This is a genomic window from Methylocapsa sp. S129 (assembly GCF_009765995.1).
Taxonomy (GTDB): Bacteria; Pseudomonadota; Alphaproteobacteria; order Rhizobiales; family Beijerinckiaceae; genus Roseiarcus.
The window spans coordinates 144,233-160,448 of sequence record NZ_LMUI01000016.1 but is presented as its reverse complement, the minus strand read 5'-3'; the positions used below and the strand labels follow the sequence as shown (position 1 = coordinate 160,448).

Annotated in this window: 14 protein-coding genes and 1 pseudogene; 7 read left to right on the top strand and 8 right to left on the bottom strand. The window is 61.9% G+C overall.

Going from position 1 to position 16,216, the window contains the following annotated elements; all coding sequences use genetic code 11:
• The first annotated feature begins 20 nt into the window (after positions 1-20).
• The 4 genes from GSQ90_RS10030 (at position 21) to GSQ90_RS10015 (ending at position 3,298) form a co-directional block, all read left to right on the top strand.
• The gene (locus GSQ90_RS10030; protein ID WP_158814691.1) at positions 21-863 is read left to right on the top strand and encodes an ABC transporter substrate-binding protein; all 843 of its coding nucleotides are present in this window, start codon (positions 21-23) and stop codon (positions 861-863) included.
• A 28-nt stretch (positions 864-891) separates the two neighbouring features.
• Positions 892-1,737 (top strand): ABC transporter substrate-binding protein, encoded by an 846-nt coding sequence (locus GSQ90_RS10025; RefSeq protein ID WP_158814690.1) that lies wholly within the window; start codon positions 892-894, stop codon positions 1,735-1,737.
• A gap of 51 nt (positions 1,738-1,788) precedes the next feature.
• Complete coding sequence (gene ehuD / locus GSQ90_RS10020) at positions 1,789-2,445, top strand: ectoine/hydroxyectoine ABC transporter permease subunit EhuD (RefSeq protein WP_158814689.1); 657 nt, start codon at positions 1,789-1,791, stop codon at positions 2,443-2,445.
• Positions 2,446-2,539: 94 nt separating this feature from the next.
• Positions 2,540-3,298, top strand: coding sequence for an amino acid ABC transporter ATP-binding protein (locus GSQ90_RS10015; protein ID WP_158814688.1), 759 nt, complete (start codon positions 2,540-2,542; stop codon positions 3,296-3,298).
• A gap of 497 nt (positions 3,299-3,795) precedes the next feature.
• On the opposite strand, the gene GSQ90_RS10010 is transcribed toward GSQ90_RS10015, so the two are convergent.
• From GSQ90_RS10010 to GSQ90_RS09975, 8 genes are all read right to left on the bottom strand, one after another.
• The gene (locus tag GSQ90_RS10010; RefSeq protein ID WP_158814687.1) at positions 3,796-5,013 is read right to left on the bottom strand and encodes an acyl-CoA dehydrogenase family protein; all 1,218 of its coding nucleotides are present in this window, start codon (positions 5,011-5,013) and stop codon (positions 3,796-3,798) included.
• A 28-nt stretch (positions 5,014-5,041) separates the two neighbouring features.
• Entirely contained in the window at positions 5,042-5,830 is a 789-nt protein-coding gene (locus GSQ90_RS10005; RefSeq protein ID WP_158814686.1) for an ABC transporter ATP-binding protein, read from the bottom strand.
• Positions 5,831-5,852: 22 nt separating this feature from the next.
• Positions 5,853-7,190, bottom strand: a complete 1,338-nt coding sequence (locus GSQ90_RS10000) for an ABC transporter substrate-binding protein (protein WP_158814685.1) — start codon at positions 7,188-7,190, stop codon at positions 5,853-5,855.
• A 143-nt stretch (positions 7,191-7,333) separates the two neighbouring features.
• Positions 7,334-8,404: a branched-chain amino acid ABC transporter permease gene (locus tag GSQ90_RS09995; protein WP_158814684.1), complete on the bottom strand. Its 1,071-nt coding sequence runs from the start codon at positions 8,402-8,404 to the stop codon at positions 7,334-7,336.
• 4 nt (positions 8,405-8,408) lie between these two features.
• Positions 8,409-9,290, bottom strand: coding sequence for a branched-chain amino acid ABC transporter permease (locus tag GSQ90_RS09990; protein ID WP_158814683.1), 882 nt, complete (start codon positions 9,288-9,290; stop codon positions 8,409-8,411).
• A gap of 13 nt (positions 9,291-9,303) precedes the next feature.
• Complete coding sequence (locus GSQ90_RS09985) at positions 9,304-10,074, bottom strand: ABC transporter ATP-binding protein (RefSeq protein WP_158814682.1); 771 nt, start codon at positions 10,072-10,074, stop codon at positions 9,304-9,306.
• Entirely contained in the window at positions 10,071-11,135 is a 1,065-nt protein-coding gene (locus GSQ90_RS09980; RefSeq protein WP_158814681.1) for an AMP-binding protein, read from the bottom strand. The genes GSQ90_RS09985 and GSQ90_RS09980 overlap by 4 nt, the downstream gene beginning before the upstream one ends.
• 11 nt (positions 11,136-11,146) lie before the next feature.
• Positions 11,147-12,565, bottom strand: a complete 1,419-nt coding sequence (locus GSQ90_RS09975) for an LLM class flavin-dependent oxidoreductase (protein WP_158814680.1) — start codon at positions 12,563-12,565, stop codon at positions 11,147-11,149.
• Between the two features lie 338 nt (positions 12,566-12,903).
• On the opposite strand from GSQ90_RS09975, the pseudogene GSQ90_RS09970 reads away from it, so the two are divergent.
• From GSQ90_RS09970 to GSQ90_RS09960, 3 genes and pseudogenes are all read left to right on the top strand, one after another.
• Positions 12,904-13,728: pseudogene (locus GSQ90_RS09970) on the top strand (class II aldolase/adducin family protein); the annotation flags it as partial.
• A gap of 196 nt (positions 13,729-13,924) precedes the next feature.
• A complete protein-coding gene (locus GSQ90_RS09965) occupies positions 13,925-15,064 on the top strand; it encodes an acyl-CoA dehydrogenase family protein (protein WP_158814678.1) in 1,140 nt (379 codons plus the stop codon).
• A gap of 11 nt (positions 15,065-15,075) precedes the next feature.
• The gene (locus GSQ90_RS09960; protein ID WP_158814677.1) at positions 15,076-16,203 is read left to right on the top strand and encodes an LLM class flavin-dependent oxidoreductase; all 1,128 of its coding nucleotides are present in this window, start codon (positions 15,076-15,078) and stop codon (positions 16,201-16,203) included.
• Positions 16,204-16,216: the final 13 nt, after the last annotated feature.

Genomic DNA, 16,216 nt, shown 5'->3' with positions numbered 1-16,216 from the left:
CCCGGTTGATAGGAGTCAAAATGGCCAGAAAATGTAAGACGACCTTGCTTGCCGCGCTCTCCGCCATGCTCTCGCTTGTTGCATGGCAAGGAGCGCTGGCGGACGATCTCCTCTCCACCGCCCGTAGCAAGCATGAGATCACGATAGGCACCTCCAACGACGCGCCTCTCTCCTTCATAGATTCCAAAGACAATTCCGCCACCGGCGTGCTTCCTGACGTCCTGCGGGCCGCGCTCGCGAAAATGGGCGTGAAGACCGAGGTTCGCGTTGTCGCCATGCCGTTCAGCAGCCTCATTCCGGCGCTGACGAGCGGGCGCATCGATATGATCGGCGACGCGATGTATGCGACGGCGGCGCGCAAGCAGATTATCGATTTCACTGAAATCAGCTTCTACAATCCCGAGTCGCTCGACGTCGCGAAGGGCAATCCTGGCAAGCTGCACAGCCTCGCCGATCTGTGCGGCAAGATCGCCGGCACCTACGAGGGAACGACCTATATCGACATGCTGCGCAAGGCGAGCGCCGCATGCCCCGCGGGCAAGACCATCGACGTGCGCCAGTACCCGACAATCCAGAACGTCTTTGCAGATCTTTCCGCCGGCAGGCTCGACGCCGCCGTAGTGGACAGCACGCTGTCCGCCTATGCGTTGAAGGAGAATTTGTCCCTCAGCTTCGAACTGGTGGCGGACTACAAGCCTGAGGATAAACAGGGTTCAGGCTGCGCCTTCGGCGTCGCCAAGGGCAGCGAGGACTTTCTCAAATCCTTCAACGAAACCTATTCCGCCATGCTGGCTGATGGTTCCGCAGCCAAGCTTTTCACCAAATGGGGCCTGACCCCGACGGCCTTCTTCCTCGCCCCCTGAGCCGCACAGCCAAGGACCGGTCGTCAACATGAATCGTCTATCGAAGACGCTCGGAGCGTCGATCCTGTCGGTAATCGTTCCGTTGACGTCGTCAGGGGTTCTTCAGGCCGCCGATTTGCTGTCGTCCCTGCGCGGCGGCGGCCACGAAATTACGATCGGCACAGCGAACGACGCGCCGCTGTCCTCGATCGACAGCCGGGATGGCGCCGCCATCGGCATTTTCCCGGACATCCTGCGGGCGGTATTCGCGCGCATGGGCGTCAGGGCGGATATCCATCCCGTGGCGATGCCGTTCAGCAGCCTCATTCCCGCTCTGGCGAGCGAGCGGATCGCCATGATCGGCGATTCCATGTACGCGACGCCCCAGCGCAAGCAAGTCATCGATTTCACCGACATCGTCTTCTACAATCCGGAGGCGTTGGACGTCGCCAAGGGCAATCCCGCAAAGCTGCGCAATCTGGCTGATCTCTGCGGCCGAACCGCCGGCAGCTACGAAGGCACGACCTACGTCGGCTTGCTGCGCGCGGCGAGCGCTAACTGCCCAAGCGGCAAGTCCATCGAAATTCGCCAGTATCCGACCCTCGACAATGTCTTGGCGGATCTATCCGCAGGGCGTCTTGACGCGGCTGTGGCCGCCAGCAGCCTCTCCGCCTATGCGCTCAGGCAGAATCCGGCGCTCAACTTCGAGATCGTCGCTGATTACCAACCCGCCGACAGGGCGCATGCGGGAAGCGCGGTCGGCGTGGCCAAAGGCAACGACGCCTTTCTACAACAGTTCAATGCGGCCTATGCTGCAATGCTGGCGGATGGATCGGCGGCCGCCATCTTTTCCAAATGGGGCCTGACGCCCACGGACTTCTTCCTCAGCCGGTGATCGTGCGCGGACGCGCAACAGCGGATGTTGCGGCCATGAAGGGACGACAGGATGTTTGCCGACCTGAAAGCCTGGTCGCCTGAGCTCCTCACCGGCATACGTTTGACTGTCGGCATGACGTTCGGCAGCATGGCGATCGCGCTGGCGCTTGGCCTCGCGCTTGCGTTGGGGCGGATCAGCCTCAATGCGTGGATCAGAACCCCGGTCATCGCTTTCGTCGAGTTGATCCGCGGCTCGCCGCTGCTGCTGCAACTGTTCTACATCTACTACGTGCTTCCGGCGCTGGGGTTGCGCCTGACCCCAATCCAGGCGGGGCTGCTGGGCCTCGGGGTCAATTACGCGGCCTATTTGAGCGAGGTGTTCCGGGCCGGCATCGCTGCCGTCGGGTCCGGTCAGCGCGAAGCGTCGGAGTCGCTTGGCATGTCGCCTTCGCAAACGATGCGCCACATCATTCTGCCGCAGGCCTGGCGCATCGTCATTCCCCCGACCGGGAACTACTTCATCTCGCTCTTCAAGGATACTGCGCTGGTCTCGACGATTTCGATCGCCGAGTTGATGTTTCAGGGCCAGCTCATTGCCTCCGACACATTCCGCTACACCGAGATCTACTCCATCATTTTTGTCATTTACGTAGCGATCAGCGTTCCGGCCAGCGCGGGCGTGCGATGGCTGGAGCGCTACTTCAATCGTTCCGGACAGCGCCGATGAAGCCGGGCCAGCATTCTGCGCCAGAGTGCCTGGTTCAAACCCCTTCCTGGATCATCTTCGGCGTGGACAGGCGGAGAGAATGGAGGTCGGCGGTATGGCCAACATCATCGAGATGACGGGCCTCAACAAGGCTTTCGACGCTTTTCAAGTGCTTCATGACGTCAACCTGTCGATCGCTAAGGGCGAGGTGGTCGTCATCATCGGGGCAAGCGGTTCGGGCAAGTCGACGCTGATCCGCTGCATCAACGGGCTCGAACAATTGGACTCCGGCGCGATCGAGGTCGATGGCCTCACGTTGCTGCCTGCCGCCAAAGGTCGGCGGCAGGCTTCGGGGGCGTTGCAGGATATCCGGCGCGAAGTCGGGATGGTCTTTCAGCAGTTCAATCTGTTCCCGCACAAGACCGTACTGGAAAATGTGACCCTGGCGCCGATAAAGGTGCGCAAGTGGGATCAGGCCAAGGCCGAGACAACCGCGCGGCGCCTCCTAGAGCGCGTCGGCCTCGTCGACCACATTCAAAAATATCCCTCGCAGCTCTCCGGAGGTCAGCAGCAACGCGTCGCGATCGCGCGCTCCCTAGCGATGGAGCCTCGGGTCATGCTGTTCGACGAGCCGACGTCCGCCTTGGACCCGGAGATGGTCGGCGAAGTTCTTGAAGTCATGCGGGGCTTGGCGCGGGAGGGGATGACGATGGTCATCGTAACCCACGAGATGGGTTTTGCACGGGAGGTCGCCGATCGCGTCGTCTACATCGATCAGGGGCGAATCCTGGAGGTCGGAACCGCCGCCGAAATTTTCGACGCCCCCCGCGAGGAGCGGACGAAGCTCTTCCTGTCGCGGGTTCTCAAACACTGAGAGGCGCGTCGAGAAACCAAACGGGTGCGATAAGGGGCCGCGGCCAAGCCTTCGTCGACCGGGCGCTGTATCTCGTCGTCTGTGAAAAATGCATTCTCAGATCAGCGGGCGCCCAAAGTTTTGTGTGCCCTATATGTGCGTACGCCGCCAATGGTCTTCGGCGCAGCGACGTCTTCGGACCTACACCGCCGCTTTGGGGTCGAGTACAATCCTGTCGGGTTCGACCGCGAGGGGCAAAGTCGGGACTCGGTAGCAAGGGCTGCCCGGCTACGGGTCTGCAGAGTTCCGTTCCGTACATAATTTTATGCGAATCGCGAAAATGGTCCGCTCCTCGGTTCTCGGCAAGCCGATGTCGCTATATCATCCCACGGAGATGGGCCGAGCAAAAGGGCATGCGCTCGGCCTCCGTCAAATGGAACGCAGCGCGCGACGCTGGAGCGGCACGACTACAGATCCGAGTCGCCAGAAGATATAAGTGTCGCGAATGAGGCGACCGGCTACGCTTGGCCGATCCGCCACTGGAAGGGCGGCGGCGTTCCATTCACGACATAATCGCCAACAATCCGATCCTTGTAGATCCGCGGATTGTGCGACGCGATCGTGCGGGCGTTGCGCCAATAGCGATCGAAGCTTTTCGATCGGCTGGTGGCTGATGCGCCAAGCGCGTCGAACAATGCCGCGGTCGCTTCGAGCGTCAAAGCGGACACGACCGTTTGGGCCTGCGCAATCTCGATCTCCGCCGCGACGTTAGCCGCGTCCGCCGCGTCGCCGGCGCCCCCATGATCGAAACTTCGTTGTAGCGCTTCAGCCGCCTTGAGCGCGACGGCGCCGGCGGCATAGGATAGACTGTGGACGTGGCCGATGACTTGTAGCACTTGCGGGTCCTCGCTCGAGCGAGTGGCGGCCGCATGCGAATAAGTTCGTCGCCGTTCGGCTACAGCCTTGGCCGCATCGGCGGACGCCGCGCGGGCGATACCGACCAATGTCGCAAGATGCACCTGCTGAACGAAGGCTGCGGAATAGCCGAACCGTTCTTCGCCAGCCACGACCTGTTCGGGTTCGACCGGAACGTCCGTGAAAGTCGCCGTACCGCTTCCCGTGAGTCTTTGGCCGAAGCCGTCCCAATCGTCGATAATGTCGACGCCTGGCGCGGTTGCCGAGACAACTACGGAAACCGTCTCATTGGCGTCGTTCACCGCCCCGACGTCAACCCAGTCGGCGAAGATAGAGCCCGTCGTATAATATTTGGCCCCATTGAGGACCAGTCGACCGCTTTTCGCGCTCACGAGCGTTGAGAAAGCCGCCATCTTCGCCTCGCCGACCTCCGTCCATGCGCTGCCGACAATGTCGCCCTTCCTGAAGCGCTTGAACCAACGATCGCGCCTCGCGTCATCTTTGGAATTCAATACGTCTTCCACATAGGCGAAATGGGCGCGCAGGGCCTGCGCTATATTGGAATCCGCTTCCGCGAGCTCCGTCAGCAATGCGAACAATTCAGGTAAGGTCGTCCCCGAGCCGCCATGATCCCGCGGGACTCGTACGGCGCCGAAACCAGCTTCTTTGAGCCAGCGAATCTGCTCGAACGGCAATGTACGGTCAATCTCGCGCTGGACAGCGCCGTCGCGAATGCGTCGAAACACAGGTCGGAAGCGCGCCGCCAGCTTTTCATAATCTCGAGTCGGGCCTGCGCCCCAAACTCCGCTCTGCTCGGTCATTGTGAACTCTAGTTTGAGAAGGGCCCCGTCAATTCGGGGCGGTCGGATGAAGACCGTCGGTCGCGCCCGCGCCGCCGAGATAAAAGTCGGAAAAATCGCTACGGGCCGCCAGCTCAGCGGCGGTCCCTGAAGCCGCCACACGGCCGTTTTCGAGAATATAGCCATAGTGGGCGTAACGCAGCACCAGGTTCGCGTTCTGCTCGGCCAGCAGGAAACTGACGCCGCTGTCTTGATTGAGGCGGCTAATGATCTCGAAAATCTCCTCAACGATCATGGGGGCTAGCCCCATCGACGGCTCGTCGAGCAAGACGAGCGTCGGGCGCGTCATCAACGCGCGGCCGATCGCCGCCATCTGCTGTTCGCCGCCCGACAAAAGTCCGGCCCGAGAGCGTCGTCGGTCCTTGAGCCGCGGAAACCACGCATATACCCGTTCAAGGTCCGCCTGGAGTTCCTTTCGACTGGGGCGGCGGACAAAGCCTCCTGAAAGCAGGTTCTCCTCGACCGTGAGCTGCGGAAAGCAGTGACGTCCTTCAAGAACTTGCACGATCCCTTGGGCGACGAGTTCCGTGGGATCAAGCCGACGCGTCGATCGTCCTCTCCATGTGATGGCGCCGCCGCTTACGGCGCCGCGCGAAGCGCTAAGCAGATTGGAGATTGCCTTGAGCGTCGTAGTCTTGCCGGCGCCATTGGCGCCAAGCAAGACCACGATCGAACCCTCGGAAACGGAGAGCGACACCCCACGCAGCGCCAGAATCGCTTCGCCATACAAGGCGTCGATCGACTGCACTTCCAGAAAGCTCTGCACCGGGGCGTTCATGGCAATCTCCTGTTCGACGAGATTAGTTGGTCGCGTCGCGCGGCGGCAAGTTCTTCTCTTTGGCGTAGGCGGCCGCCTTGGCGAAGATGGCGTCATGGAACAATGCGCGATCGCCGTTGAGCCAATCGGTTAGCGGATGCCAAGCCTTGCCATCCCACTGCTGGATCTTGGCGGCTGGACTGCCTTCGTGATCGGCGGCCGTCACCTTGAGTGGGCTGAGCAGGCCCGTCGCGCCGATCTCCTCAATCCGCTGCGCGGTGATGTCGAGGTGTTCGAGCGCCCATTCGCCCTCGGCTGGCGTCAACGGACGATTGCCAAACTTCTTATGCCCGGTGCGCAGGGTCTCGACATAGATGATGGCCGTGACCAGACCGGCGTTGTAATAGACTGAGCCGAACTTCGACGTATCCTTGAGATCGCTCTTGCCTGGATCAATGATATCTTTCTTCAACTCCTGGCTGATCTTGAAATCGACGCCTGGCGAATAGACCGAAACGGCCAGATAATTCGTCGCGGCCGCGCCCGCCGGCTTCACGTCCTCTTCAGAGCCGCTCCAGATATCGCCGATGATATGGTCAGCGGGAAAGCCGACCCGCGCCGCCGTCTTGATCCCCACCGGCGTCATGACGCCCCAGGCGCGGAAAAACACCCAATCGGCGCCAGCCTCCTTGATCTGCTGCCATTGCGCCTGCTGCTGCTCGCCGGGATGGGGAACCGGAATCTGGATATCTTCGAAGCCATATTTCTTGGACAGAATCGCGAGCGGTTCAATCGTGTCGCGGCCATAGCCGGAATCATGGTAGACGGTGGCGATCTTCAGACCCTTCAGCTTGTCATAGCCGCCAACCTGCTTGGCGATATAGTCGATGACGATTGACGATTCGGTCCAGTAGTCGAACAGCAGCGGAAACTGGTACGGGAAGACATTGCCGTCGACCGCATCCTCGCGTCCGCCAGCGACAGAAACGACCGGCAGTTTATCGGCGCGCGCTTTTTCCGACACCGCCGCGTCGAAACCGCTTGAGGTCGTAAACAGAGCCGCCACTGGGGCGCCGGCGTATCCATTCTTGAACCGCTCATAGCACTCGAAGGCGCGTTCGACCGTATAGGCGGTCTCGCATTCCTGGACGAATATCTTCACGCCGTCGACGCCGCCTTTCACTTCGTTGATATAATTGAAATAATCTCGAATCCCGCCCCATTGCGGAATGCCGGACGGCGCGTAGGGGCCGGTGCGGTACGAGAACAGCGGATAGAGCTGTTCGCCGTCGTGCTCGGCCGCAAGCGAGGGAAGCGTGGCGAGGCTCGTCGCTCCAAGGAGAAGCGCGCTGAAAAGCGCCAGTGTCTTGCTGAGTTTCATGGGTTTTACCTTTCGGTTTCGAGGACAAACGTCTCCGTTGGGAAACACGCGTGTTTCCGTCGGGAGTCTTCTGGGAGGAAGTTCGTTGAGAGGGGCGGTTATGCGCCTAAGGCAGCGTCAACAATGCGGACAAATGATCATGGTCAAATCCTCAATGGCCAAGCGGCGAGACGCCGCGCGAGCCTGCCGATCAGGCTCGACAATCCGTCCGGCTCCTTGATCAGGAGCAGGATGATGATCAATCCGAAGATAATTCGGAGGAGGTTCGTGAGTGAGCCCTGATCGACGTAGTCCGTCAGGTTCCACCAGAGCACGATGAGGTCGAGCACGATCGGAGTCAGCACGATGAAGGCGGCGCCCAGGAAATTGCCGAACAGGCTCGCCGACCCGCCGATAATGACGATGAAAAGAATCTGGAAGGACTTGTCGAGGTCGAACGCATGGGCGTCGGCCGTGCCAAGGTAGGCGAAGGCCCAAAGCGCCCCCGCAATGCCACAGAAGAACGAACTCACGCCGTAGGCCAGGAGCTTGCGACTGGCGATGGGAATACCGGCGACGGCGGCAGCGGTGTCCATATCGCGGATCGCCATCCAGTCCCGGCCGATGCGGCTGTTGACGATATTGCGCGCCAGCCAGACCAGGAGGCCCGTCGTCACCACGACGAGGAGATAACGCCCAGCAGGCGACGTCAGATTGTAACCAGAAAATTCGAGCCTAGGCGCTGAAATGGTCAGCGACATGCTGTTGTTTGAGAACCAATGGAAGTTCGTGAACAGCCACTCGAAGAAGAATTGCGCGCCGAGCGTCGAGGCGCTGAGATAGAAGCCTTTGATCCGCAGGCTGGGCAGGCCAAAGATCACGCCGGCCGCGGCCGCGACGAACCCCGCGACGATCAACGCGAGCGGCAGCGGCAGGAAAGGCGCCCGCAGCAGAAGGTTATAGGCCGAAAATGCGCCGATCGACATGAAGGCGGCCGAGCCGAGCGAAACCAAGCCGGCGTAGCCCGTGAGGAGATTGAGGCCGACCCCGGCAAGCCCCATCACGACTGTGGGGATAACCAGCGAGTTAAGCCAGTAGTCGTTGCCAATCAGGGGGACGACGACGTAGATCGCCGCGAGCGCCAGCACGAAGGCGATACGGTTCAAGCTTACCAGCGGCGCGCCTTCCCGGCGGGCAAGGTTAGCAGGCTGGACCGAGGAAACGAGCGCAGACATCCGGCTAGACCCTCTCGATCGCAGATTCGCCGAACAGGCCGGCGGGGCGGATCAGCAAGAAGCCGACCGCGAGAATGTAGGCGAACCAAGTGGACACGCTCCCCTGCACCAGCGGACCGATGTAAATGTCGGCGAGATTTTCCGTGGCGCCGACCAGCAGGCCGCCCACGATAGCGCCGGGAATCGACGAGAAGCCGCCAATAATGAGAACCGGCATGGCTTTAAGGACGACCAACGACAGCGAAAATTGCACGCCCTGGCGGGCGCCCCAGAGAAGGCCCGCCACAAGGGCGACGAAACCGGAGACGCTCCATACGATCCGCCAGATTCGCGGCAACCGGATGCCGATCGATTGAGCCGCCAGCGTGTCATCGGCCACGGCGCGCAACGAGATGCCCATGCGTGTCTTGCTGAACAACACGGCGAGCACGGCGACGAGCGCCACAGCGATTGCGGAGGCGAACAAATCGAACGCGCTGATCTGTAGCCCGAGGACCGAAACAGGTATGTCGTCGATGCCGAGATCGAGTTGATGAACGTCGGTGCCGAGCAGCAATTGCGCCAGGCCTTCGATGACGAAGCTCAGACCCAACGTCGCCATGAACAGCGTATTCGGGTTGCGATTGACGAGAGGACGCAGCACCAGCCGCTCAATCAAAACCGCGCCGGCGATCATGACGACGATGGTCAACGGAAAAGCTGCCCAGAAGGGCAAGCCATGTTCGTTCAGGGTCACAAAGGTCAGCGCCGCGAACAGCACCATCGACCCCTGCGCGAAATTGAACACGCCGGACGCCTTGTAGATCAACACGAAACCGATCGCCACCATCGCGTACATCAACCCGGCAAGAAGGCCGGAAGTCAGAACGTTCAGAAAAAACAACATGTCCGCCCTGCTCTCAATGTTTCGTGCCGAGATAGGCGGCGATCACGTCCGGGTTGCGCCGCACTTCATCGGGCGAGCCGTCGCCGACCTTTCGACCGTAGTCGAGGACGACCACGTGGTGGGAGAGGCCCATGACGACGCCGACATCGTGCTCGATAAGCACGATCGTGGCGCCGAGCTCCTGATTGACGTCCTGGATGAACCGGCTGAGCTCGGTCTTCTCGTCGCTATTCATGCCGGCCATCGGCTCGTCGAGCAGCAGGAGCTTTGGCGAAGCCACAAGGGCCCTGGCGAGCTCCACGCGCTTCTGGAGGCCATAAGGCAGCCGCCCCACGACCGCGTCGCGATAGGCCTCGATCTCCAGAAAGGCGATGATGTCCTCAGCGCGCTCGCGGAAGGCGCGGCGTTCGGCGGGATGTCTGCCGACCCGGAATGCAACTTCAATGACGCTGGCGTGCCCAAGCCGCGTAAGACCCGTCAGCACATTGTCCAGAACGCTCATCCGACGAAACAGAGCATTGTTCTGGAACGTCCGCCCGACGCCAAGCCGCGCGACGCCGATCGGGGTCGGTCGGTCGATGGGCGTGCCGTCGAAAACGATCTGGCCGCTGTTCGCCCGATAGACGCCGTTGATGACATTGAGAAGCGAACTCTTGCCCGCGCCATTTGGCCCGATCAACGCGCAGATTTCGCCTTGCTGGACGGCAAAACTCAGGTTCGCCAAAGCTTTGATGCCCTTGAACGACAAGGAGACGTCCTTCACTTCAAGGATGGCGCCGCTCATCGCGCATCTCCGCTCAAGGCAAGATGGCCGATCGCGTTCGCGGGCGCAGAGTCCGCCGTTTCGGTTTCATAATTTTCTGACGCAATCCGGCGCAAGGGCGCGCCAAGCGCGGCGAACAAGTATTCGGCCTCCTCCCATTGTTCCGTGCGTCTGTGGTCATCGCCCACTTCAACGAGGTTGAGGCGGGACAGACCCAAGCGATAACGCAGGAGGCTTTTGACAAACCGCGCCGCAGTCGATGCCGATCGCGACGTGGATCCAATCGCGCGCGCGACGATCCGACCCGCCAGGCCGCCGTTGGGCGGCAAACGGCCAGCGATCTCGGCCGAGGTCGCTGTCAATTGTTCGGATGAAGCAATCCAACGGTCTGGCCGGATCTCGAAACGGTCCCGTGCGGAAGCAGCGAGGAGTTCGGGAAGCGCCAGGGTCTCGCCGGAAGCGAGCCACAGGTCCGCGATGATGTTGAGCCCGTCCGCCCAGGCGGTCGTCGCCTCGATCCAGAGCGTCGGTTTGCGGCGCGACGAAGCCGACGGCGCGCCCAGGGTCTCGGCCCAACCCTGCTCGGCTGCATGGTCGCGTAAGTTTGCGATCGGCAATACCGAGGGATGCGGCGATCGACCCTCCGGCGTGACGTGATCGAACACGATCGGGATGGACTTCCCGGCCGCCGTCCCCGCTTGGATCCATTCAGCGAGCGCTTCGCGACCCTGCACGATGGCGACGCGGACAGGCAGGCCTCGAAGCACAGCAGCGATCTCGGGCGTCTTGGCTCCCGGCGCAATCGAAATCACTGCGGCGCCTATGGCTCGCGCCGCCAACGCGCCGAGGAGAAAGTTCGGGCTGATCTCGCCAGCGAAGGCAGCGACCGAGCCGGCTTCGACGCCATGACGGCGAAGGCCTGAAGCAAAACGATCGACGGCGACCACAATGCTGTACCAGGACCACGCGTCCCACGCGCCGCGGTGTTTGTGGCGCAGCGCCACAGATCTGGGATCGCGGCGCGCGGTTTCGATCAGACGATTGAGCGCGCTTGTTAGCGATGCGGTCGGAGAAAGGCTCATGGCGCGCGCTCTCAAACCCGCTCGACGCTGCGCGTGGCCGCGGCTTCTTCGCGCGCCCTTCTGCGACCGAGATCGCGATGGCGCGCCGCAGGATGCGTTTCCGGCAGATAAGGGCCGTCGCCGAACAGCTTCTCCCTCAGTGTCCCCGGCCGATATTCCTTGGGATAGGCGCCGCGCCGTTGCAGTTCGGGCACGAGCAGATTGGTCACATCCTCGAAGGTTTCGGGCGTCACCGCATAGGCGAGATTGAATCCGTCAACGTCCGTCTCGGCGACCCAATCCTGAAGGATGTCCGCGACAGTCTGGGGCGAGCCCACCACAACCGGCCCCATGCCCCCGATGCTGCCGAAAGCGGCGAGCTCCTCGACCGTCCATTTCTTGTTGGGATCGCCCTCGGACAGAGCTTCAACGGCTGAAATGATGGCGTTGGTTTCCACCTTCCGCACAAGGTCGGTCGGGGCATATTGGCCAAAATCAATGCCGGTCCAGCCCGACATGAATACCAGAGAACCGTCATAACTCACGTATTTCTGGTAGTCCTCGAACTTGGCCTGCGCCTTGGCGTCGGTCTCGTCCACGATCACGGTCAGCAGCGTGTAGACAAAGATCTTTCGGGGGTCCCGACCGGCTGCCGCCGCGCGCCGCCGGACATCGGCGACATAGTTCTTCAGGATCGTCTTGGTCGGCGCCGCGACGAAAACACATTCGGCATGCCCCGCCGCGAAAGCCTTGCCCCGGCTCGAAGCCCCTGCCTGGTAGATGACGACGCTGCGTTGGGGGGAGGGTTCGCACAGGTGATAACCGGGCACCTGGAAGAATCGACCCTGGTGCCCAATCTCGTGCACCTTCTCGGGATGGGCGAAAATTCGTTTTTCCTTGTCGCGAACGACGGCGCCCTCTTCCCAACTGCCTTCCCAAAGCTTGTACAAAACCTCCACATATTCGTCCGCCACATCATACCGGTCGTTGTGATTGACCTGGGCCGTTTGACCAAGATTGCGGGCGCCGCTGTCGAGATAAGAGGTAACGATATTCCACCCCGCCCTGCCCTTTGTCAGATGGTCGATCGTCGACATGCGCCGGGCGAACGGATACGGATGTTCGAAGGAGATGGAGGCGGTGATGCCGAAGCCTAAATGCTTGGTCACAGCAGCCATGGCAGGCACGACCTGCAGGGGATCGTTGACGGGGATCTGTGCGCCCTGTTGGATCGCGTGATAGGCGCCGCCCTTGTAGACGTCATAGACGCCCAGCACGTCGGCGATGAAGATTCCGTCGAAGCCCCCACGCTCGAGCGTCTGCGCCAGCCCGGTCCAATATTCGAGGTCCTTGTACTGCCACGAGCGATCCCGGGGATGAGCCCAAAGGCCCGGCGACTGATGCCCGACGCAGTTCATGTCGAAGGCGTTGAAACGAATCTGGCGAGTCATTCTGATCTCCATCGCCGCGCCTAAATGCGGCGCGCGAGGGTTTGTGCTACGGGCATGCTGCAATGCGTCATGCGCTCAACAAACCCGATCTCAGCTCCATTGTCCAGTTATATTATCGAATTTATAGACTAATATGTTGCACAATGGCGATGATCATACCTGCCCAACAGCAAGGGGTCGCCGGGCGCCAAGGAGGATGGGGCCGGAAAGGTCGCGACAGTGACAGCTTGTTCAAACGCAAGAGAAATAGAGCGATTCCATTATCGCGCCTTTGTCACTTGACAAGATATATGTAATTTATAGTCTGAAGGCGACAATTTTTCACGGGCCCCACCGACCCCTCGCGCGATCCAACGACGTCCGCCACAACAAGAACCGCCATGACCCGAGTCGAACAAGCACCCAGAAAATTCTCGCTCGTCGAGCGCCAGCCGTCGGCCTCGGCGGAGGAGGAGCGGTTACATCGAAAGCAGCGCCTCGCCGCGACCTTTCGGCTGTTCGCCCGCTATGGTTTCGACCAGGGGCTTGCCGGCCATGTGACCGTCCGCGATCCCGAATATCCCAACCGGTTCTGGATCAATCCGCTGGCGCAACATTTCGGCCGGATCAAGGTGTCGGATCTCCAGCTTGTCGATCACGAGGGCAACATCCTGATCGGCAACCGTCCCATCAATCAAGCCGGCTTCGTCATCCATTCCGCAATCCACGCCGCCCGGCCTGACGTTCTGGCCGCCGCCCACACGCATTCCACCTATGGCAAGGCCTGGGCTTCCCTTGGCCGGCTTCTCGATCCGCTCACGCAAGATTCCTGCGCCTTCTTTGAGGATCACGCCCTGTTCGATCCTTTCTCGGGCGTCGTGCTTGCAGAGGAAGAAGGCGTCCGCCTCGCCGAGACGCTTGGAAGCAAGAAAGCAATCATCCTCCAGAACCACGGATTGCTCACCGTCGGGCCAACGGTGGAGGCCGCCGCTTGGTGGTTCATTACGATGGACAACGCCGCGCACGCGCAGCTCCTCGCCGAAGCCGCCGGCGAACCGAAGCCCATCCCGCCGGACGTCGCGCGACTGACGGCATCGCAGGTCGGTACGCACAAGGGCGGCTATTTCTCGTTTCAACCCCTCTGGGACTGGATCGTCGCCGCGGAGCCGGATCTGCTGGATTGACCTATTCCCCTCATCCCTTGCCGGCGGTTCGCCAACGCCTGCCCGGAGCTGCGTCTCGGACGGGGACATTGAGCAAGGCCCTTATCCTCGAGATCGGAGCGCTGATGATGGATGATCGTCACGTCAACCCCACCTATCAAGACAATCCAGTCCGGTCGGCTTTGAGCGGACTTTCGATCGCAAGGGAGCGGCGGTCGTGACCCGAGCGTTGACGCTAGGCGAGATCGCGCGGACGCTGGCGGCGGAGTTTTCCGCGACAGCCGGCCGCTACGATACAACCGGCGCTTTTCCGCATGATAATTTCCAACGCCTGCATCAGGTGGGACTCCTTGCCCTCACGGCCCCGGCAGCGTATGGCGGCCGCGGCGCCGGCCTTGCCGACGCCGCGACGGTTGTCGGCGAGATCGCCAGGGGCGAGCCTTCGACGGCGCTTATTCTGGCGATGCAATATACAAATCTCGCCGTCCTACCCGGTAAGCGCTGGCCTGCGCCGATCGCGCAGCGCGTTCTCTCCGACGCGGCGACGAAGGGCGCGCTGATCAACGCGCTGCGGGTCGAGGCCGATTTGGGAACGCCCCTGCGCGGCGGCCTTCCCGCCACGACGGCGCGGCGAACCGCAGACGGCTGGTCGATCAGCGGACGGAAGATCTACTCGACAGGCGTCGCCGGCCTGTCATGGTGGCTCGTCTGGGCGCGCACCGACGAGCCTGAGCCGCGCGTCGGTCTGTTTCTTGTACCGGCGGATGCGGAGGGCCTCGGCATCGAGGAGACCTGGAACCCGCTCGGGATGCGGGCGACCGCAAGCCATGACGCGATCCTGAACGAGGCGCGTGTCCCGCTCAATCATGCCGTCGATCTGCGCGCTCCAGCGGAGTGGGGCGCGCGCGACGCGGAACAATCGGTCTGGATGGCCGTGCTAATCGGCGCGCTCTACGACGGTGTCGCGCGTGCGGCGCGCGATTGGCTGCTGACATTTCTGCACGAGCGCAAGCCCGCCAATCTGGGCGCAGCGCTCGCGACCGTGCCGCGCCTTCAACAGGCGTTGGGCGAGATCGAGGAGTTGCTGACCGTCAATGCACGGCTGCTCCGCTCAGCGGCGCGCGATACAGACGCGGGCGACCCGCCCTCTTCCGGCGAAAGCAATCTCTTAAAGCTCGCCGTCACCGAAAACGCCATCTCCGCCGTGGAGAAGGCGCTGAAAATCACAGGCAATCATGGCGTCAGCCGCCATAACGCACTCGAACGGCACTATCGCAACGTCCTGTGCGCCCGCATCCACTCGCCCCAGGAAGACATGGTGCGGATCGCCGCCGGGCGCGCCGCGCTGCAAATTTGAGGGAATAGCCCATGCCTGTCGAATTCATCGGCTTTGTCGGCAATCAGAACGCCTCCGAAATTATTGCGGCCCAAGGCCCTGTGCTCGATCTCAACTATGTCGAGACGCTGGCCAAAGTGCAGGAGAACGGCGGCTTCGACCGCGTGCTCCTGGCGTTCAACTCCACCTCCCCCGAATGCCTTCTGGTCGCCCAGCACGTCACGAGCGTGACGAAGAAGCTCAACGTGATGATCGCCCACCGTCCGGGTTTCACTGCTCCGACGCTGGCCGCGAGGCAGTTGGCGACGCTCGATCACATCGGCGGCGGGCGCGTCGGCGTGCACATCATCACGGGGGGCAACGACAGGGAGTTGGCGCAGGACGGCGATCGCCTGACAAAGGACGAGCGCTACGCGCGCACCGATGAATATATCGACATCTTGCGCCAGGAATGGACCAGTAAGGAGCCCTTCGACTACGTGGGCCGATATTATCAGGTTGAGCGTGGTTTCAGCAGCATCAAGTCAGTGCAGCCGGAGGGCATTCCTGTCTATTTCGGCGGCGCGTCGGACGCCGCACTGAAAGTGGCCGGCCGACATGCCGACATCTACGCCCTGTGGGGCGAGACGCATGCGCAGGTCAGGGAACTCGTTCAGCGCGTGCGCGAAGCCGCCGCGCCTCACGGCCGTTCACCCCGCTTCAGTCTGTCGCTGCGCCCCATACTCGCCGATACCGAAGAGGAGGCTTGGGCTAAAGCGGACCGCATTCTCGCGAGGGCAAAGGCCCAGATCGAGGCTGGCAAGGTCCGCGACGCTTTCAATCAGCGGTTCGACGGGTCTGTTCGTCATAATCCGGCCAATGAAGGCTCGAAACGTCTTCTGGCCGCCGCCGCGCAGGGCGCAAGGCTCGACAAGCGCCTATGGACCGGCATGGCGGGGCTGACGGGCGCGCAGGGCAATACGACGGCGCTCGTGGGAACGCCGGACCAGGTCGCCGAAGCGCTTCTGGACTATTACGACCTCGGCATCACAACCTTCCTGATCCGCGGCTTCGATCCGATTGAGGACGCCTTCCACTACGGACGCGATCTGCTGCCGCGCGTGCGCGCGCTCGTGGCGAACCGCGACGCCGAGGTCAGCCGCGCCGCTGCGGCTGAGTAGGACTGGCGTATCG